The 16,669-nt window shown below is 49.2% G+C and carries 10 protein-coding genes; 5 read left to right on the top strand and 5 right to left on the bottom strand.

The features are described from left to right. Positions 1–67 precede the first annotated feature (67 nt). Complete coding sequence (locus ACO0LF_RS04890; RefSeq protein WP_423012508.1) at positions 68–1,027, bottom strand: LysR family transcriptional regulator; 960 nt, start codon at positions 1,025–1,027, stop codon at positions 68–70. A 264-nt stretch (positions 1,028–1,291) separates the two neighbouring features. On the opposite strand from ACO0LF_RS04890, the gene ACO0LF_RS04885 reads away from it, so the two are divergent. From ACO0LF_RS04885 to ACO0LF_RS04875, 3 genes are all read left to right on the top strand, one after another. Continuing rightward, complete coding sequence (locus ACO0LF_RS04885; RefSeq protein ID WP_423012506.1) at positions 1,292–4,174, top strand: TonB-dependent receptor plug domain-containing protein; 2,883 nt, start codon at positions 1,292–1,294, stop codon at positions 4,172–4,174. A gap of 159 nt (positions 4,175–4,333) precedes the next feature. Continuing rightward, positions 4,334–4,927 carry a chalcone isomerase family protein gene (locus ACO0LF_RS04880; RefSeq protein WP_423012504.1) on the top strand — a complete coding sequence of 198 codons (594 nt, stop codon included), beginning with the start codon at positions 4,334–4,336 and terminating at the stop codon, positions 4,925–4,927. A 196-nt stretch (positions 4,928–5,123) separates the two neighbouring features. After that, on the top strand, positions 5,124–5,423 hold the full coding sequence (locus tag ACO0LF_RS04875) for a hypothetical protein (RefSeq protein WP_423012502.1): 300 nt from the start codon (positions 5,124–5,126) through the stop codon (positions 5,421–5,423). A gap of 116 nt (positions 5,424–5,539) precedes the next feature. Here the strand turns inward: ACO0LF_RS04875 and metH are convergent, their stop codons facing one another. Beyond that, the gene (metH, locus tag ACO0LF_RS04870; RefSeq protein WP_423012500.1) at positions 5,540–9,289 is read right to left on the bottom strand and encodes a methionine synthase; all 3,750 of its coding nucleotides are present in this window, start codon (positions 9,287–9,289) and stop codon (positions 5,540–5,542) included. Positions 9,290–9,698: 409 nt separating this feature from the next. Between metH and ACO0LF_RS04865 the strand changes: the two genes are divergently transcribed. Further along, complete coding sequence (locus tag ACO0LF_RS04865; protein ID WP_423012498.1) at positions 9,699–10,340, top strand: response regulator; 642 nt, start codon at positions 9,699–9,701, stop codon at positions 10,338–10,340. Between the two features lie 12 nt (positions 10,341–10,352). On the opposite strand, the gene ACO0LF_RS04860 is transcribed toward ACO0LF_RS04865, so the two are convergent. Further along, complete coding sequence (locus ACO0LF_RS04860; protein WP_423012496.1) at positions 10,353–12,212, bottom strand: hybrid sensor histidine kinase/response regulator; 1,860 nt, start codon at positions 12,210–12,212, stop codon at positions 10,353–10,355. 373 nt (positions 12,213–12,585) lie between these two features. On the opposite strand from ACO0LF_RS04860, the gene ACO0LF_RS04855 reads away from it, so the two are divergent. Next, entirely contained in the window at positions 12,586–14,925 is a 2,340-nt protein-coding gene (locus ACO0LF_RS04855; protein ID WP_423012494.1) for a DUF4214 domain-containing protein, read from the top strand. Between the two features lie 74 nt (positions 14,926–14,999). Here the strand turns inward: ACO0LF_RS04855 and ACO0LF_RS04850 are convergent, their stop codons facing one another. Then, positions 15,000–15,956, bottom strand: a complete 957-nt coding sequence (locus ACO0LF_RS04850) for a TerC family protein (protein WP_423012492.1) — start codon at positions 15,954–15,956, stop codon at positions 15,000–15,002. 3 nt (positions 15,957–15,959) lie between these two features. Then, positions 15,960–16,643, bottom strand: coding sequence for a Bax inhibitor-1/YccA family protein (locus ACO0LF_RS04845; RefSeq protein WP_423012490.1), 684 nt, complete (start codon positions 16,641–16,643; stop codon positions 15,960–15,962). Positions 16,644–16,669 lie beyond the last annotated feature (26 nt).

The raw sequence follows: 16,669 nt of genomic DNA, 5'->3' as shown, positions 1-16,669 counted from the left end.
TTGTAAATCAGCCAAGCAGGTTCATGCCTGGCTTTCCATGCGTGAGCGATATAAATTCACGCAAAAATCAGCTGATCAGCATGTTTTTATAAGATAAGGATGCCTGGCGTATGCAATCCTGGAAAGTCATGGCTGCATGTGACAAAGGCCGGGTCTTGTTCCATATCATGCCGACCGGGCTGGGCAAATGACCCAGATTCAGCGGCAAAATTTGCAAGATCCCTTCGGCAACCAGCTGGCGGGCAGCGGAAAGTGATAATAAACCCAGGCGCGGCGGTTCCATCAGCAAAGGCACATTGACGGACCTGGAAACTGACTCAATGACATCGGTGGGTTTGCTCAGGCCATTCTTGGCCAGCAGATTGATCATGCGCTGGTGAGTCGGCGATTCTTCCACTGACAAGATCCAGGGCAGGTTATTCAAATCTTTCCAGGTCAGGTTATCGCGGCGTGCCAAAGGGTTCTTGCTGGAAGTGACGATGACCAGCGGGTCGTCATACAAGACTTCTTCTTGCAAATGTTCGGCGGCGCGTTCTGAAAACACCCGACCTATGATGAGGTCTATCTTGCCTTCGCGCAGATCCTGCAATTGCTGGTCTACCGTACCGTCCATGATGCACAAAGTGACATTGGGCCAACTGGCTTTGAGTATCTTGACTGCCTTGGGAATGATGGTGGTCGAGACCACACTCAAAATACCGACACTGACCTTGCCTACCGTACCCGTGGCCAGAGAACGCATCTCTTGATGCGCTTTTTGCAAGTTAAATAAGACTTCCCTGGCATGTCTGATCAGACATTCGCCAGAAGGTGTTGGTTTTATACCACGGCCAGCGCGTTCAAATAATTTGACACCTATCCCTTCTTCCATCTCTCCCAGCATTTTGGAAACGGCAGGCTGGCTGACGTGCAGAGTCGCCGCAACTTGAGCAACTGTCTGCTTGTCAGCCAGTTCCACGAGCAAGCGCAAGTGCTTGATCTTGAGTTGTCGAGCAAAGTACTTTTCTATGGGCAAGGTATCAATCATAACGATAATTATATACGTTTTCCTAAAATTCTCATTGGACGGTAATGAAAATGGAATGGGATCATACAGGCATGAAACAAAGTGTAACAACTCGCATGCATATATAAGGTTGTTAAAAATATATTTTTTAACAAGGCGGCATGCATCTTTGTTTATGCAAGGCTCTGGTTCGACCACGATAAGGCAGCGCAGTTCAACTAAGTTTGCCGTATCTGCTTTTTTTCGTTTTTGAACCTGTTTATGATTCACCAAGGAGATGTTTGGATGTTTTACCAAGAGAAGAAATGTGCTTATGCCGTCAAACTGGCATTGGCAGTGTTATCCGGCAGTATGATGATGAGCGCACAGGCGCAGACAGTCGCTGGTGATCCGGCAGAAAAAATTCAAAAAATTGAAGTTACTGGTTCGCATATCAAGCGTACTGACAAAGAAGGTACTTCTCCTATCCAGACTTTGACGGCAAAAGATATCAACCAAAGTGGTGCGACCACGGTTGCCGAATTGCTGCGTACTATTCCGGCTCTGGGCACTGGTGGTGCATTTGACGCGGTTGACGGTGGTTTTTCCCGTGGCGCGGCAACGGCTTCCCTGCGTGGCCTGGGTTCCAGTTCTACCCTGATTTTGTTGAATGGCCGTCGTATGACGCCATCGGCTTATGCCAATCCTAATCAAGGCCAATCCACACTGTACGATATCAACAGCATTCCTTTGTCCATGCTGGAACGCGTAGAGATATTCAAGGATGGCGCTTCTGCTGTGTATGGCTCTGATGCGATTGCTGGTGTGATCAACTTCATCACCAAGAGCGATTTCCAGGGCTTGCAGATGAATGCCAGCATGGGTGCCAATGATAATAATCAGTTCAAGAAAAAGAGCGTCAGTGGTTTCGGTGGTTTTGGTAACTATGCGCAAGATGGTTATAACATCACTGTCAGTGCTGAAGTGTCCAAGCGTGACCGCGTTGCCATCAAGGATGCCAACGACGTAGAAAAAGACTTGTATACCGTGCTTAATAGCCGTTTGTCTGCTTACTCCAGCTTTATCAGTAACCAGCCTTTCTTCTATCGCGAACGTAGCCCAGGCAGCAAGACCTTCTTCTCTGCCAATGATGCTAACGTCGTTAACCGTACTAACTGCGACCCTTCCCATCTGGTAACGGGTAGTGACCAATACAATATCCTGCCAACCAGCGCTCTGTATGGTCGTCAGTTCTGTAACTACAACACCAATGACTACAATGAAGTACAGGGTGCAGGACAAGACGTTAACCTGATGTCACGTGGTATTTATCAGATCAACGATACCCTGTCTGCCTTTGCTGAATTGGCCTACAACAAATCGGATCGCGATTACACTGCTGCTTCCCGTACTATTGATGGTCGCACTCCTGCTACGGCATTTGCCTTGTCTGGTGCTGGTACATCCTTCCAGGCGATCTTGCCGGTAGGCCACCCTGACAATCCTTTCCCTAAGGACAGAGCGGCCGTAGCTTACCGTTTTGAAGACATTCCCGGTGGCTCTTCGACAACCAATGAATCCACGCGTTTTGCATCTGGCCTGAAAGGCAGCTTCAAGACCTGGGATTGGGAAACAGGTTTGCTGTGGAACCGTTCCGAGCGTAAGGACACTTCCAATGGTTTCTTGCTGGTACCAGAAATTCAAAAGCTGATCAGCCAAAATATGTCCCTGGCTGAAGTTGCCAAACAACCTAACCTGAGCCGCCAGTTGAAGAGCGTTGGTGTTGCAGAAATCGCCCAGGCTGATTTCAAGGCCAGCACAGAATTCGGTAACCTGGCAGGTGGTGCCATAGGCTTCGCATCCGGGTTTGAATTCCGTCAGGAAAAAATGACTTTGACACCAGATAACCTGACCAGCTCAGGCCAGGTCCTGGGACTGGCTAACCAGTTTATCAATGGTCAGCGCAATGTCAGTTCGGCTTTCTTTGAAGTACGCACGCCTTTCCTGAAAAACTTTGAAATGGATTTTGCCGGCCGTGTCGACAAATACCCTAGTTTCAAAACCAATTTCGTACCGAAAGTGGGCGCTAAATGGACAGTCAATGATTCCCTGGCTTTCCGCTCCACTTATGCGCAAGGTTTCCGTGCACCAGCACTGGTACAAGTCACCGCAGGCGGAACTCAGACTTTCCTGAGCAACCTGGCTGATCCTATACGCTGCCCTGATGGTAAAGTGCCACTGACAGGTGCCGACAATACAGATTGCACCAGAAGTATTTCTACACTGATACAACAAAATGCCAAGCTGAAGCCAGAAACATCCAGAAGCTTCTCCCTGGGCATGATCTTGTCACCTACACGTGATTTCGACATCCTGGTTGACTACTACAACATCCGTAAGGAAGATGAAGTGGCCGCCCTGTCATCGACACTGATACTGAACAACCCGGATCTGTATCCAGGCACAGTGATACGTGACACCAATCCTGTCAATTTTGTCAAAGACAAGAACGGTAATGTCGTACCAAATTCCGGCCCATTGATTTCTCTGCTGCGTAACTATGTCAACCAGGGTAGTACGGTTGTCAGCGGTCTGGATATCGAACTGGCTATGCGTAATAACCTGGGTGCCAGTGGCAAACTGGATACACGTCTGAGCACTTCCTACACGATAGAATACCGTCGTGCAGAAAAACCGGGTGATCCTGAAACCAATCTGGTCGGCACACGTGGCAGTGTTTCCAACTTCTCTACCAGTGTTGCCGATATTCCACGCTTGCGTGCGACTTTGTCCTCTGCCTGGACTAAAGAAGCGCATACCGTCAACGGTGCCATCAACTTTGTTGGCGGCGTATCCCTGATGCGTTACACCAATGCAGCAGAAACCTATCCAGTGTCGTATTGCCATTATGGCTCTGGTCAGCCAGCGTCGGCTGTTTCACTGGGCGGCGTCGCCAAGTACCTGACTTATGTACCAGATTGCGCAGTTGCCAGCTGGACCACGGTTGATCTGGGCTATACCTACAAAGGTTTCAAGGATGTGACGTTGGGCTTTAAAGTCTTGAATGCTTTCGATTCCAAAGCGCCCTACGATCCAAGTTCCAGCTACACAACAGCTGGTTACAACGATAGTCTGCACAATGCTTATGGCCGTGCATTCAGTTTGAACCTGGGTTATGTATTCAAGTAATCACTAGCAATACTTAAGCAACACACCAAAAAACAGGGACTGCGGTCCCTGTTTTTTTTGGCCTTTTGGCAAGCACGGCTCTGCTCCATGTATTTGACAAAATTCTTTCAATACACTAGTGTATTGATTGCGTATTTGCGCGTGTCAGAGGGCAATAAAATGAAGAAAAGCTTGTGCATGCTATTACTGGGTCTGCTGGTCAGCTTCACCACACCTGGGCTGGGAGCCACTGAAATCGCTGGCATTATGCTGGAAGATAAAATTCATCTGGATAAGCATGATCTGCAATTGAATGGTGCTGGCGTACGCAGCAAGGCAATTTTTCAAGTCTTTGTGGCGGCCCTGTATCTGAGCGAGAAAAGCAATCAGGCGGCTGAAATACTGGCTACACCTGCGGCCAAGCGCATGCAGATAGTGATGCTGCGCGACATCAGTGCAGAAAAATTTGGTCAGAATTTCATGGAGGGCATGAAGCAAAATGTCAGCAAGGAGCAAAAAAGCAAGATCATTGACCAGATGATACGACTAGGTGAAATGTTTTCCAAAGTGCCTGAGTTTCGCAAGGGGGATAAGCTGACAGTAGACTGGCTCCCGGACACGGGAACGGTGATCATGATCAATGGTAAAAAAACCATGAGCAGCTTGCCTGATCCTTTGTTTTATAACGCCTTGCTGAAATTATGGCTGGGAGAAAATACTGCGCAAGATAGCCTGAAACGGCAATTATTGGGAGAGAAAGCCGATGTAAAGTAAGTACTGGCCTGGCCATCAGGACAGCAATTTTTCCAGGGACACGGAACTTGCGACATGGATGAGGGTAGGAGTCTAAGTCAAGATTCAGTATAATCGTGGCAATTATCGTCTCCACCCTTGGGCAAATCATTTCAGTGATAAACATGTGACATACCGATCACTAGCTGAGATACCTGATACCAGTAGAAAGAACGCCATGTTTAATTGGTTTAATGCAAAAGAAGAAAAAGAATTTGGCCTGCAGCTTGCTGAGTTTGTCATCAAGGAAATGCCGGTAGAAATTACCAAGAAAAAGCAGGACAAGACCGTATTAAAGCGCCACAAAATCATGCAACAGCTGGCTCTTAAAGTGGTTGAATTCAAAAAAGACCGTCGCCTGAATGTGTATAAAAAAGCCCAGTTGGGCAATAGCTTCAAGTGGCGTTTGATGGAAGAAAGTTTTGATGCGGTAGTCGCCAGTGAATTGACGAATCTGGTGATTAAGGAACTGGGTTAATACCAGCCTCATTCCGGTCTGATGGGCAGGTTTTGCGGATAATTCCGCACATCGCCAAACCAAAAAAAGCTGCACATACCTCAGCATGTGCAGCTTTTTACAAATACCTGCTGGTTCTATAAATTCGGCGCCAGCCAGCGTTCCACTTCATCCTTGGGTACACCACGGCGTTCTGCCATATCGGTGACCTGATCATCCGCAATTTTACCTACGCTGAAATATTTCGATTCAGGATGGGCAAAGTAAAAGCCTGATACTGCTGCACCTGGTATCATGGCCCATGATTCGGTGATGTACATCTCTATCTCTTCACACTGCATCTGCTTGAACATCTCGGTCTTGACCGTATGTTCCGGGCAGGCCGGGTAGCCAGGGGCAGGGCGTATGCCTTTATAGTTTTCCTTGATCAGGTCTTCATTGCTCAGGGCTTCGTCGGCGACATAACCCCACAGGTCTTTACGCACGCGTTCATGCAGGTATTCGGCAAAGGCTTCTGCCAGGCGGTCGGCCAGTGACTTCAGCATGATGCTGCTGTAGTCATCGTGCGCATCTTCAAAGCGCTTTTCATGTTTTTCTATGCCCAGGCCAGCAGTTACCGCGAACATGCCTATATAGTCCTTGATGCCACTGTCTTTCGGCGCGATGAAATCTGACAGGCACTGATTGGGTCTTTGCACGCCATCGATGATGGGTTTCTCGGTTTGCTGACGCGTGCCATAGTAAGTCAGGGCCACCTGGCTGCGGGTGTCGTCGGTATAGATTTCTATATCGTCGTCATTGACGGTATTGGCAGGCAGCAGGGATACCACGCCATTCGCCGTCAGCCAGCGGCCTTCGATGATTTTCTTCAGCATGGCCTGGCCTTCGGCAAATACTTTTGTGGCTGCTTCGCCGACGACTTCATCAGTCAGTATCGCCGGGAAAGGTCCAGCCAGGTCCCAGGTCTGGAAGAACGGGCCCCAGTCTATGTAATTGGCGATCGTCGCCAGATCAATATTCTTGAACAGGCGGCGACCGATGAATTTGGGTTTGACTGGCGTATTGCTGCCAGTGAAATCCACTTTCATTTTATTCGCACGGGCTTGCGCCAGCGTGACCATGGGCGTGGCTTTTTTATTCGCATGCTGGGTGCGGATGCGGTCATAGTCACTACCCAGATCAGCGATGTACTGGTCGCGGCTTTCCGGCGTCAGCAGTGATTGTGCAACAGACACTGAGCGTGAGGCATCGGCAACATACACCACCGGGCCTTCATAGTTAGGCGCAATCTTCACTGCAGTATGGGCACGGCTGGTGGTGGCACCGCCGATCAGCAGCGGAATCTTGAGCATACGGAAATGCGGGTCGCGCTGCATTTCTTTCGCTACGTAAGCCATCTCTTCGAGAGACGGTGTGATCAGGCCGGACAGGCCTATGATGTCGGCATTTTCTGCCTTGGCCTTGGCCAGGATTTCTGAACAGGGCACCATCACGCCCATGTTGACCACTTCAAAATTATTACACTGCAAGACTACGGTGACGATGTTCTTGCCTATGTCATGCACATCACCCTTGACGGTGGCGATGACGATCTTGCCCTTGGGTTTGTTGTCGCCGCTGCGCTTCTTCTCTTCTTCGATGTAAGGGATAAGATGGGCCACTGCCTGCTTCATGACGCGGGCAGATTTGACCACTTGCGGCAAGAACATCTTGCCCTGACCAAACAGGTCACCGACGATATTCATACCCGCCATCAACGGACCTTCAATAACCTGGATAGGGCGGCCACCAGCATCCATGATGGCAGCACGGGCTTCTTCGGTATCTTCGACGATCCAGTTGGTGATGCCGTGTACCATCGCATGTGACAGGCGTTTTTCTACCGGTTCGTTACGCCATTCCAGCGTAGCTTCTTCTTTCTTGCCGCCGGCTTTCAGCGTGGCAGCAATTTCTATCATGCGCTCGGTCGCGTCTTCCCGGCGGTTCAGCACCACGTCTTCCACGCGTTCACGCAATTCAGCATCGAGTTCACTGTAGACACCGACCATGCCGGCATTCACGATGCCCATGGTCATACCCGCCTTGATGGCGTGGTACAGGAATACCGTGTGTATCGCTTCACGTGCCGGGTCATTGCCGCGGAAAGAGAAACTCACGTTCGATACACCGCCGCTGATCTTGGCACCGGGCAGGTTCTTGTGTATCCAGTCAGTCGCTTCAATAAAGTCGACAGCGTAATTATTGTGTTCTTCTATGCCTGTCGCGACCGCGAAAATATTCGGGTCAAAGATAATGTCTTGTGGATCAAAATCCAGTTTATCGACCAGCAGGCGATAGGCGCGTTCACAAATTTCCACCTTGCGCGCATAGGTATCCGCCTGGCCTTTTTCATCAAAGGCCATGACGATGACCGCCGCACCATAGCGCTTGCACAGCGTGGCCTGGCGCAGGAATTCTGCTTCGCCTTCTTTCATGGAAATCGAATTGACGATGGCCTTGCCCTGTACGCACTTCAGACCCGCTTCGATGACTGTCCATTTCGACGAATCGATCATGATAGGCACGCGGGCGATATCCGGTTCAGAAGCGATCAGGTTCAGGAAGCGTGTCATCGCTGCCAGTGAATCCAGCATCGCTTCATCCATATTGATGTCGATGACCTGCGCACCGTTTTCTACCTGCTGGCGTGCCACTGCCAGCGCTTCATCGTATTGTTCGTTGAGGATCAGGCGGGCAAAAGCTTTTGAGCCTGTGACATTGGTACGTTCACCAACGTTGACGAACAATGAGCTTTCATCAATCGTGAACGGCTCCAGGCCAGACAGGCGCATGGCTGCCGGTACGGTCGGGATGTCACGCGGCGTGCGGGTTTGCAGGATGTCGGCAATCGCCTTGATATGGTCAGGCGTGGTACCGCAACAGCCACCGGCGATATTGATGAAGCCGGCTTCGGCAAATTCCTTCAGCAGGGCTGAGGTATCGGCTGGCAATTCATCAAAGCCGGTATCACTCATGGGGTTAGGCAAACCGGCATTCGGGTAAATACAAACGAAAGTGTCGGCAATCTTCGACAGTTCTTCTGCATACGGGCGCATCAGAGCAGCACCGAGGGCGCAGTTCAGGCCTACCGTCAGCGGTTTGGCATGACGTACAGAATTCCAGAATGCTGGCACGGTCTGGCCCGACAAAATACGGCCAGATGCATCGGTCACCGTGCCAGAAATCATGATGGGCAAGCGGGTGCCGGTTTCTTCAAAAAACTGGTCGATGGCAAACAACGCGGCTTTACAGTTCAGCGTATCGAATATGGTTTCTACCAGCAGCACATCGGCACCGCCTTCAACCAGGCCGCGGGTTTGCTCAAGGTAAGCTGCCACCAGTTGGTCGAAAGTGACATTACGCGCTGCCGGGTCATTCACATCGGGTGAAATCGATGCTGTCTTTGGCGTAGGCCCCAGAGCCCCCGCCACATAACGTGGCTTATCTGGTGTTGAATATTTGTCGCAGGCAGCGCGCGCAATTTTGGCCGAGGCGACATTCATCTCATAGGCCAGATGGGCCATATGGTAATCATCTTGCGCGACCGTCGTTGCACCAAAGGTATTGGTTTCTATGAGGTCGGCACCGGCTGCCAGGTATTGCTCATGAATCTCGGCAATTACATGCGGCTGTGTCAGCGACAGCAATTCATTATTGCCCTTGACGAAAAGTTCGCGCACGGTCTCAGGGCCAGTAAAGTCCTTGAAGCGTTCGCCGCGATAATCTTCTTCCGTCAGTTTATAGCGCTGTATCATGGTACCCATGGCACCATCGAGTATCAGGATGCGCTTTTGCAAAATGGCACGCAAACGGGTTTCGAGGGCAGATACAGGCTGGGTCGTAGTCATGATGTTTACTCACATAAATGCAAAAACCCGATCAGCTTGTGTGTGCAGGCGGATCGGGCGACGTCCTTTTAGCAGCACTTATTACGCGCCCGCAATCTGAATCTCAAATCGGCGCAAGAAAGTATAAATTATACGTCAAATCAAGGGCTTGGATAGTTGCGGGCATTGTGCTGTATGGTTTTTGCCTTGCCAAACTGCTCATGCAAAGAAAACAAAGGCACTTTTGTCATTGCCACTGTGCCAGAAGAGGCTGGCAATGAGCATAAATTGCCTGACAAGTATAAACTCGCAATTTTTGCTTGCCTGAAAGCAGTAGCCGCTTCACTATTCTACATACCATCAATTATTATCCATTAAAGGTCGTACTTGTGCCTGCTGCTCATTTTTGCCCTTTCACTCTCAGGTCCAGATGAAAATTTCTGCACTCATTATTGAAGATCACCCAATTTATCGTGATGCCTTGCTGGTATTCATGCGCCACATGCTGGGTGACAGTATGGTGGCGGCAGTGACTTCTACCGAAGAGGCACTGGCACAAGCCGGGCAGCATGCTGGCTTGCGCCTGATTTTGCTGGATCTGGGATTGCCAGGGATGAACGGCGTAGAAGCCATCAGTTCCTTGCGCAAAAACTATACCGATGTCGCGATTGTGGTTATTTCTGCATCAGAAGACAGGCGCGAAGTGGATGCCGCTCTGCGGGCTGGTGCCAAGGCCTTTATTTCCAAGGCGGTATCTACCGATGTCATGGCGGAGATCGTGCGCAAGATACTGGCCAAAGAGAGCCTGGATTCCAACTGGATTACCCTGCGGGGCAAACAAGCCAATAAAGAAGAGCCCTTACTGGCCCTGACTCCCAGACAGCAAGAAACCCTGACCTTGTTATGTCAGGGCTTGTCCAACAAGGAGATAGGCTTGCGCCTGGAATTGGCAGAAATCACGGTGAAAATGCATGTGACTTCCATCTTCCGGGTCTTGAATGTGGTGAATCGCACGCAGGCCGTATTAGCGGCGCGACGTCTGGGCTTGTATTCTCCCGATCAGCACGACTAAGAGGTATTCGGCTTAGTCAAAGTCAGAAGCGTATACCAGAGCCGGTAGTCCAGGGTTATGACGCAATAATTCCAGTAAGGCTGTTTTCAGGGCCTCAGCTTGCATGGGTTTGTGCAAAATCTGGAAATCATGGGTTTGCGGGGTGCCGATTTGCTCTGCCGAGGTTTCACCCGTCACCAGCAAGGCCGGTATGTCGTCGTTGAATTCTTCGCGTATGGCGGCGATGGCATCGCAGCCATTTTCTTTGGATGACAAACGATAATCGCAGATCAGGGCATCTGGCCTTTTATCCAGGCTACTCAATGCGCTCAGTGCTTCTGGCCCGGAGGCAGCGGCAATGACCTGGCAACCCCATAATTCCAGCAATGCCTGGGTCGCCAGTAAGATACTTTTTTCATCATCAATGACCACAATCAAGCTGTCACGTAATTCATCACTGGACTGGCTAGGACCGAGCTTGTCCTGCAGCGGGATTTTTTCAGGCTCAGCCAAGGGGATTTTGATGGAAAAACAACTGCCTTCATTGAGTTTCGATTGCAGACTGACGGGGATATCCAGCAAGCTGCTCAAGCGCTTGACGATGGCCAGCCCTAAACCCAGGCCCTTGCTATTGTCTTTATGCTGGTTGCCAACCTGGAAAAATTCTTCAAAGACGGTTTTTTGCTGATAAGCAGAAATACCAATACCTGTGTCATTCACACTGAGGCATAGTTTGTCGGCTTCTGCCTGGCAAGTGATTTTGACACTACCAGCATGGGTATAGCGTATCGCATTTGCAGTCAGGTTACGCAACATTTGCTCTAGCAGGTTGGCATCGGTTTTTACCCAAAGATCGCTGGCGTGGACATAAAACTCCAGATGCTTGTTTTGCGCTTGCGGGGTGAATTCTATGATAATCTTGCTGAGTACGGCAGCAATCGGAAAGTGATGTATGGCTGGTGTGACTATGTGCGCATCCAGCCGCGAAACATCGAGCAAGGACAAAAACATATCATCCATGATATCGGTGCAATGCCGGACATTGTTCAACAGGCTGCGCGCCTGCGTGGGTAAATCTATATTTGATAAGGCACCCAGGTACAGGTTCAGCGCATGCATGGGCTGGCGCAAGTCATGGCTGGCGACAGCCAGAAAACGCGTCAACTCGCTTTGCTGTTGTTCCTGCAATTGATAGGCGAGGGTCAACGCCTGGTTAGTTTGTTCCAGAGCGCTACGCTGTTGTTCCAGCATTTCTTTTTGTTGCAAGACTTCTTCACTGCGCTTGCGGTGCTGGTTTTCAGAATGATAACGACGCAGGTAATTCAATTCTGCAGCACAGCTGGTAAAAATGAATAAGCTGCAAGCTGGCCATAGCAAGATAGCGTATTGCACATGGGGGAAATCATGTAATAAGCCCAGCCAGGCAAACAAATGTGGCAGGAGGGTGGCACACAGTGCATACACGATACCAAAGCTGAGCGACATGCCCTGGAATAGCACCAGAGGCATGAGCAGGAAAAACATGAAGCCGCCTATGCCATATTCCATGGCGCCATGCAGACGGTTCAAAATTTCCATGAATAGCCATTCGACAAACAAGCCTGTGATGAGTACGGTTAACTGTGCCAGCCACAAGCGCGTGCGCCATAGCGCATTGATGACATTCAAAAACAGAACTACATGCATGAGACGCAAGCCCAGGGTGTTTTGTGCACCCGAGGGATCGATAAAATAATCCCAGAACCACATCAGGCAACCAAACAGGGCGCAGGCAGTATGCAGCATGGCCAGCATGAGGCGGTGATTTTCACGCTTGCGCTCCAGATAAGCCTTATCAGGAAACAGTATTTCCCATAGGTCTTTACGCAGGCTCGCCGAAAGTTTTTTTCCCATTTGCATGCCTGAGACTGTACGCCCTTTAGTTGGATAAACGATGAACTGGATTGACTGGCTGATTCCCTGTTCATTGGAACGCAAACAGGGAAGGACGTCAATTCATCGCACTACATACCTTGGTATTAGACAGCGCGCATAAGAAATTGTTACAATATGTAAAAATAATGCTGAATTGAATCACTGAGTTTTGCTACTTCGTGCATGACGGAAGATTTGTGCTTTTTATATGACAGCCAAATTTCTCTTCTCTTGAATTTCAGTTATTACCAATCCTGTATCGAGCAGAGCTTGCCTGGTTTTATTCAGACGAGAGTAATTTTTATGTGCGCGGCAAATGCGCATCAATCATTTTCATCTAATTGGAATTTTCATGGGTATCAATGCCAGCACCATACAAAAACTGTATATCGCTTACTTTAACCGTCCAGCCGATGTGGCCGGTCTGGCTTATTGGGAAGGGCAACTTGATGCTAATAAGATTTCCCTGGCTGGCCTGGCACAGTCTTTCAGTGAGCAAGTGGAATACAAATTGACTTATGGTGGTAAGGCCATAGAAGAGGTGATTACTACCCTGTATCAAAATCTGTTTGGTCGTACTGCCGATGCAGACGGTTTGAAATACTGGTCCACACAGATAAGTAGTGGCGCAATTAACCTGGGTACTGCGGCGCTGGCTATTGTGAATGGCGCACCGGCACAAAGCCTGGATGGTCTGACGATACAAAACAAGCTCAATTTTGCTGCAGGCTTTACTACCAGCCTGAATACACCGGAAAAGGCCGCGCTATACGGTTCAGCCTATACCTTTGAAGTCATGCGCGGCATCTTGTCTGGTGTCACGGCAACGGGGGCACCACCCAGCCTGGTACCAGGCCAGCCACTCAAGATCGCAGAAGCGACAAATGGCATTAGTGATATGGAGAGAATGCAGGGCATGGATGTGGTGGTTGATCTGAAAGGCGTACAGTTATCCACAGGCTACAAACTCGAATTGATGAACGGGAATAGCTCTTTCTCTATCCCGGTTACGCATGTTCTGACGACGGCAGAGGTGGCAGCGCAAAAAGCAGTCTTGCATATTCCAGGTGGTATTTACTGGGGGGCAGATGGTACGAAATCTCTGGGTATTAAGGTAACCGATATATTTGGAAATTCAGGAAGTATTGGCGCACGAACATCGATAGTGCTCGATACCACAGCACCGCTGTTGCCAGTAAAAGGTGTTTACTCGACTAGCTGGGTCAATCAATCCCCTGTTGGAGTCGATTATGTCATGAGTGAAATTCATTACCCTATTATGTCAGGGTCAATGACTGGTGGCTCGGCTGCCATTTTAGAAAACAGTACGGTAGTTGCAAAGATATCCAATATCAGTGCCAGCGCGACGTCATTGGATTTCTTTATTGACCCCCAAATAGCAAAGCAGGTTTATAACGACTACTATAAAAACAGTAATCTAAGTTTGGTCCTTACCGATCAGGCTGGCAATACCGTAACGACCAGGTTAAAAGATTATCAAATATCGCCCACACTGAATGAAAAGGCTGGTACGCCTGCCTCCAATATCAGTATCTCTTCTTCCGGGGGAAATGCCTACCTGTCGGTGTCCGCAAATATCAATGGCCTGGAATATTTGACTGGTAAAGCATATTTGAAAATCAATGGTCAGGTTGTCGCCAGTGACAATTTCATTTTTTCAAACGACCGTACGGTGAATTTTGAAGTCTTGAATGCCAATAGTGTGCAGATGCAAAATCTCATCAATGCTGGCGGTGTTGTATCGGTCGACATGGTGGATATGAATGGTAGAGTGATCGAGAGTACGAATAATCCTGTACTCGGTAGTAATCAGTTTGGCAGTCACACCACATTGAGCTCAACGGCAGTACCACTGACTTTGCCGAGCACGGCTATATTTGTCACTTCATATGTAAAGACGGTAACTTCCAGCTTCAATGTTGGTGTTGGCGAAATTCAGTTCCTCATTGTTGCAGGTCATAATACAGGGGGATCGGCAACCTTGATGGAGAATGGTGTTTTACTGGCAAAAATACCTTACATAGGTGCAGGTGACAAAATGCTGGATTTTGTGTTTGATTCAAAACTTGCCAGCCAAGTCCATGACGATTTTTATTATAAGAAAAATTTGAGCCTGGTCTTGACGGATGCATCTGGTTACTCAATCACTAACAAGTTGACTGATTTCCAAATAGGTTACGAATCCAAATATGTGGATGGAAAGCCCGCGACAAATATCACCCTGATACCGGTTGGCGGAAATGTGACAGGTAATACCGTCAATAGCTCAAACACCAATCTTATGGTGAAGGCCACAATTAATGGCAACGAGTACTTTGGACAGAAAGCCTTTCTGAAACTTAATGGGGAAATTATTGCGATAGATGACTCGATAGATTTTAACGACACCACGGTCGACTTTAATCTTGGTACCGCCGATACTGTGCAGCTGCAGGCAATTGTGAAAGCTGGGGGTATCGTCTCTGTTGCCATGTTGGACAAGAATGGAATAGTCGTTGAAAGCAAAGGTAATCCTTATCTGCTGACTAATTTCGCGTCTGTATCCTCGGCAAGTGCCACAAATACCATGAGCCAGTCACAAGCACAGATATCACCGGAATCGCACCCGGAAGCAGTGGAAATCCTAGGTCAGCCATCTTTTCACCAAGGCGCTGAAGTTCTTTTGTTCTGACGTAAAAAAGGCACATCACGATCTTGCTGTGATGTGCCAACGGGAATCGTACAAAATGGAAGAGCTGCTGGTGTTTAAGTAGTTTTTTTGCGACTGACCAGCAGGCTGGCAATAATCGAGCTGCCGAGCAGGACGGCGATGACGATCAGTGAAATGCTGGTCGGTACATGCATCCATTTCACGATGAGCATCTTGATACCGACAAACATCAGTACAAAAGCCAGGCCGAATTTCAGCAAATGGAAGCGGTCTGCCATGTCAGCCAGCAAGAAGTACAGTGCACGCAAGCCCATGATCGCAAAGATATTGGAAGTGAAGACGATGAAGGGGTCCGTCGTCACTGCAAAAATCGCCGGTATAGAATCCACTGCAAATACCACGTCTGATATTTCTATCAGTATCAGCACCAGGAACAAGGGGGTAAACAGGCGCTTGCCGTTTTCCTTGATGCTGAATTTCTCTTTGTGAAACTCATTGGTGAAAGGCAGCAGTTTTTTTGCCAGGCGCAAGACCGGGTTGGCTTCCAGATCCGGCTCCTTGTCTGCCGACACCAGCATGCGAAAACCTGTAACCAGCAAGAAGATACCGAACAAATACAGCACCCATGAGAATTGCGTAACTACCCAGCTGCCCGCCAATATCATGATGATGCGCATGACGATGGCACCCAGTACGCCGTACAGCAAGACCTTGCGCTGATACTGCGGTGGAACAGCGAAGTGACCGAAGATCAGCAGGAAGACAAACACATTGTCGACCGACAGGGATTTTTCTATGACATAGCCAGTCAAAAATTCCATGGCCTTGGCGGTAGCCACTTCACGGCCCACGGTATCGGACAAATATATCCACAAACCAAAATCAAACAACAGGGCCAGGCTGACCCAGACCAGTGACCACGCCGCCGCTTCCCTGACACTGACTTTATGGGCGCGTGAGCCACCCAGGGCCAACACGTCAATTGCCAGCATGAGTAAAACAAAGCCTATAAATACTGCCCACATCCAGGGCTGAGCGACGGAATGGATCATTTCTTATTCTTTCTCTATAAAGCCCAGCAATTGCAAGAGGCTGGTAAACAGATTGAAGATGGTGACATACAGGCTGACAGTCGCCATGATGTAATTGGTTTCACCACCGTGGATGATGTTGCTGGTCTCGAACAGGATCATGCCCGACATCAACAAGACCATGACAGCAGAAATGGTCAGCGACAGCGCAGGTATCTGGAAAAAAATCGCGCCCAGGCTGGCAACGAAAGCGACCAGCATACCCACCATCAAAAAGCCTGCCATGAAACTGAAATCACGTTTGCTGACCAGTACATAGGCAGACAAGCCCATGAAGATCAAACCTGTCATGGCCATCGCTGTCATGACGATGCCAGTGCCGCCAGGCATACCCAGGTAACGTGTCAGCATAGGCCCCAAGGTGTAACCCATGAAACCGGTCAGGGCGAATACAGAGGCAATACCCCAGCCACTGTTTTGCAGTTTAGTCGTGGCAAACAACAGGCCAAAATAGCCAACCAGTGTCAGTAAGAAGCCGGGGCCGGGAATATTAAAGGCGACTGTCGCACCCGCAGTCACTGCGGAAAACAACAGCGTCATCGACAGCAACATATAAGTGTTGCGCAAGACTTTATGGCCAGCGCTGATATTGCTGTCTCTATAGGCAACGGTTTGCGCATCAGTGGCAGAACGACTCAAGATTTTCATGCTTATCTCCTGAAATGTTGAAACCA

Source organism: Undibacterium sp. Di27W, from assembly GCF_049340345.1.
Lineage (GTDB): Bacteria > Pseudomonadota > Gammaproteobacteria > Burkholderiales > Burkholderiaceae_D > Undibacterium.
This window is presented reverse-complemented; position numbering and strand designations above follow the sequence as displayed.

Coding starts and splice junctions, on each gene's coding strand:
- ACO0LF_RS04890 (WP_423012508.1), bottom strand. CDS start 1,027: ATGATTGATACCTTGCCCATAGAAAAGTACTTTGCTCGACAACTCAAG.
- ACO0LF_RS04885 (WP_423012506.1), top strand. CDS start 1,292: ATGTTTTACCAAGAGAAGAAATGTGCTTATGCCGTCAAACTGGCATTG.
- ACO0LF_RS04880 (WP_423012504.1), top strand. CDS start 4,334: ATGAAGAAAAGCTTGTGCATGCTATTACTGGGTCTGCTGGTCAGCTTC.
- ACO0LF_RS04875 (WP_423012502.1), top strand. CDS start 5,124: ATGTTTAATTGGTTTAATGCAAAAGAAGAAAAAGAATTTGGCCTGCAG.
- metH (WP_423012500.1), bottom strand. CDS start 9,289: ATGACTACGACCCAGCCTGTATCTGCCCTCGAAACCCGTTTGCGTGCC.
- ACO0LF_RS04865 (WP_423012498.1), top strand. CDS start 9,699: ATGAAAATTTCTGCACTCATTATTGAAGATCACCCAATTTATCGTGAT.
- ACO0LF_RS04860 (WP_423012496.1), bottom strand. CDS start 12,212: ATGGGAAAAAAACTTTCGGCGAGCCTGCGTAAAGACCTATGGGAAATA.
- ACO0LF_RS04855 (WP_423012494.1), top strand. CDS start 12,586: ATGGGTATCAATGCCAGCACCATACAAAAACTGTATATCGCTTACTTT.
- ACO0LF_RS04850 (WP_423012492.1), bottom strand. CDS start 15,956: ATGATCCATTCCGTCGCTCAGCCCTGGATGTGGGCAGTATTTATAGGC.
- ACO0LF_RS04845 (WP_423012490.1), bottom strand. CDS start 16,643: ATGAAAATCTTGAGTCGTTCTGCCACTGATGCGCAAACCGTTGCCTAT.